The 3,114-nt window shown below is 61.6% G+C and carries 5 protein-coding genes; 3 read left to right on the top strand and 2 right to left on the bottom strand.

The annotated features are described in order from the left end of the window. Positions 1–861 (bottom strand): lipopolysaccharide heptosyltransferase II (gene waaF, locus EN984_RS28290; protein ID WP_127384116.1); only part of this gene is annotated, 861 nt, incomplete at its 3' end. After that, the gene (rfaD, locus tag EN984_RS28285) at positions 834–1,802 is read right to left on the bottom strand and encodes an ADP-glyceromanno-heptose 6-epimerase (RefSeq protein ID WP_127269898.1); all 969 of its coding nucleotides are present in this window, start codon (positions 1,800–1,802) and stop codon (positions 834–836) included. The genes waaF and rfaD, both read right to left, overlap by 28 nt. Positions 1,803–1,951: 149 nt before the next feature. Between rfaD and EN984_RS28280 the strand changes: the two genes are divergently transcribed. From EN984_RS28280 to EN984_RS28270, 3 genes are all read left to right on the top strand, one after another. Next, complete coding sequence (locus tag EN984_RS28280; protein WP_127269900.1) at positions 1,952–2,188, top strand: type II toxin-antitoxin system Phd/YefM family antitoxin; 237 nt, start codon at positions 1,952–1,954, stop codon at positions 2,186–2,188. After that, entirely contained in the window at positions 2,181–2,594 is a 414-nt protein-coding gene (locus EN984_RS28275) for a hypothetical protein (RefSeq protein WP_236382885.1), read from the top strand. The genes EN984_RS28280 and EN984_RS28275 overlap by 8 nt, the downstream gene beginning before the upstream one ends. A gap of 36 nt (positions 2,595–2,630) precedes the next feature. Beyond that, positions 2,631–3,114 (top strand): LysE family translocator (locus EN984_RS28270; RefSeq protein ID WP_164765702.1); only part of this gene is annotated, 484 nt, incomplete at its 3' end.

The raw sequence follows: 3,114 nt of genomic DNA, 5'->3' as shown, positions 1-3,114 counted from the left end.
GCGTTCCCCCAGCGGCGGCGTGTTCTCGGGGGAGGTCGAGCCATAGACGGCGACGATCGGCGTGCCGACGGCGGCCGCGACATGCATCAGCCCGCTGTCGTTGGACACGGCCAGCCGTGCGGCTGATATCAGATCGATGGCGTCCTCCAGCCGCGTCTGTCCGGCGAGATCGACGACGCCGGGGGCCAGGGCCGCGATCTCCGCCGTCACGTCGCGGTCGTTCTTCGAGCCAAACAGAGCAACCTTCAAGCCTTTGCCCATGAAATCGCGGGCAAGCCCGGCATAGCTTTCGCTGGGCCAGCGCTTGGCCGGGCCGAATTCGGCGCCGGGCATCAGGGCCACGAATTTCTGCGGCGCCAAGCCGAAACGGCCGAGCAGGTCGACCTGGTTTTTCGTGTCCACGGTCAGTCGCGGCGCCCGGAAAGTGCCGCCCTGGGCGAGACCGAAATAGGCCTGCGCTGTGCGTCGTTTGATGCTGTCGGGCAATGGCACGATGTCGGTCAACAGGCCATAGCGCATCTCGCGCAAATTGCCGACACGGCGCGGAATACGGGCAAAGAACGGGATCAGCGCCGACTTCCAGCTGCCCGGCAGGATATAGGCCATGTCGTAGCGGCCGCGCAGCAGGCGGCCGAAGCGGCGGCGATGGGTGAATTCGAGCGCGCCGGGTTTGAGCGGAAAGTCGATCTGCTGGCGGATCTCGGGCATGCGCTTGACCAGCGGCGCGGCCCAGGCCGGCGCCAGCACATCGATAGCGGCGTTGGGACGCAACTCCTTCAGCGCCGAAAACAGGCACTGCGCCATCACCATGTCGCCCACCCAGCGTGGGCCGATCACGAGGATCGTTGGGCTTTCAGCCATTCGACATAGTCTCTGACACCGGTTTCCACTGTCCGGAATTGGCCGTTATAACCGGCCGCGCGCAAACGGGACATATCAGCTTGCGTAAAGCTCTGGTAGCTGCCCTTGAGATGGTCGGGAAAGGGGATGAATTCAATCTCGCCTTTCCCCAACGTGTCGATCACCGTTTCGGCTATGGCGCGGAAGGGCTGGGCACGGCCGGTGCCGCAATTGAAGATGCCGCTTGAGCCCTGTTTCCACAGCCACAGATTGACGTCGGCAACGTCGCCGACGTGGATGAAGTCACGGCTTTGTTCGCCGGGTCCGAACCCGTCATAGGCGCCGAACAGTTTCGGGTTCTGGCCTTGTTCGACCTGGTTGAACAGATGGAAGGCGACGGAGGCCATGGCGCCCTTATGCGCCTCGCGCGGGCCATAGACGTTGAAGTAGCGCAAGCCCACGACCTGTGAATGGTCGGTATCGAAGGCGGTGCGCCCGGCGAACACGGTTCGCCTGACGTAATCGTCGAACAGCTTCTTGGAATAGGCGTATACGTTGAGCGGCCGCTCGAGCGCGGGATCCTCGCGAAACTCCGAGCCGCCGCCATAGACGGAAGCCGAGGAGGCATAAAGGAAAGGCACGCGCAGCGCCTGGCTTGCATGCAGCAGCCGTTTCGAGAAGGCGTAATTCACCTCCATCATGAATTTGCCGTTCCACTCGGTGGTGGTCGAGCAGGCGCCCTGGTGGAACACCGCCTCGATGCGGCCGAGCGAGCCGGCCTCCATGCGGTCCAGGAAATCGTTCTTGTCGAGATAGTCGGCGATCTTGAGATCGGCAAGATTGGCGATCTTGTGACCGTCGGTAAGGTCGTCGACGACCAGGATGTCGTCATGCCCTTCGGCATTCAGCGCGGCGACGATGTTGGAGCCGATCATGCCGGCGCCGCCCGTGACGATGATCATGAAGGGCCTCTGGTTGCTTGCGATTCCGGTCCTTATAGGGGAGGCTAGGCGGGCTGTCGACAAAGCCAGGCGCATGCGCCTGTCCTGCCACTTTTATGCGCTTGTCTGTTTTGTCTGTTTTGTCTATTATGGACAAAACAGGGTGTCCCATGAAAAACTATCCATCGACCGATCTGAAACAGAATCTTGGAGATGTGCTTGCAGCTGCCAGCCAGCAGCCGGTCTCCATCACTCGCCACAACAAGCCGAGATACGTCCTGATGAGCATCGAGACCTACGAAGCGCGCTTCGGCAACGACAGCCGCCGCGTCTACGCTGCGGAGGATGCCCCGACCGAACATGTCGAGATGCTCGAGGAGTACGCCGCGGAATTGGACCGTGATTAAACCCGCCGCTGCGGACGTCTGGCGATATCCATATCTTTGGCATCGTCAACACGGAGACGGCGAGACCGAAGGCCGGAAGTCACGGCCTGTGGCCTTTGTGGCTGTCCTTCCTGGGAAAGCCGGCGGTACGAACCTCTTCATCCTTGCAATCACTTCCACGCAGCCGGGCCGTGATCGCGTTGCCGTCAGCATTCCGGAAATTGAACGCCACCGTGCGGGCCTCGACCCTATGCCCCTTTGGGTCATGGTCGATGAGTACAATCATGATATACTGGAAGCGTCGGCCTATTTCGAGCCGGGTGCGCGAATCGGCGCGTTCAGCCCGTCATTTCACAAGAAAATTATGTTCGCTTTTACTGCGGTTGTCCGCACGGGTCAGTCCAAAGCCATCCCGCGCGCGGACTGAATCGACAGAACAGAGCACGATCGTGAGGGACCAAAAATGCCATCGACCGAACTGCTCATCGCGTTTTTCGCCACCACGGCGATTTTCGCCTACATTCCAGGCCCGGCCATGCTCTATGCGGCCGCGCAGACGATGGCGCGCGGCCGCTGGTCCGGCCTGACGGCGGCACTTGGCATTCATCTGGGCGGCTACGTGCATGTTTTCGCAGCGGCTGCCGGGCTGTCGGTGCTGTTTCATGCCGTGCCGACGCTCTACCTGGCGGTCAAGCTGGTCGGCGCGCTCTATCTGATCTGGCTTGGCGTCTCGCTGTTTCGCAAGCGCGTGGAGGGCGATGCGGCGCTGCCCGCGATCGAGCGCAAATCGGCACGGCGTGCCTTTTTCGAGAGCATCACCGTCGAGGTGCTCAATCCGAAGACAGCGATCTTCTTCATGGCGTTCCTGCCGCAATTCATCGACGCCTCGGCGGCGTTTCCGGTCTGGCTGCAGTTCGTCGTGCTCGGCACGATCGTCAATCTGATGT

This window comes from Mesorhizobium sp. M7A.F.Ca.CA.004.12.1.1 (genome assembly GCF_003997835.1).
Classification (GTDB): Bacteria; Pseudomonadota; Alphaproteobacteria; order Rhizobiales; family Rhizobiaceae; genus Mesorhizobium.
Note: the sequence above shows the minus strand (reverse complement) of the source record. Positions and strands in the feature narration are given on the sequence as shown.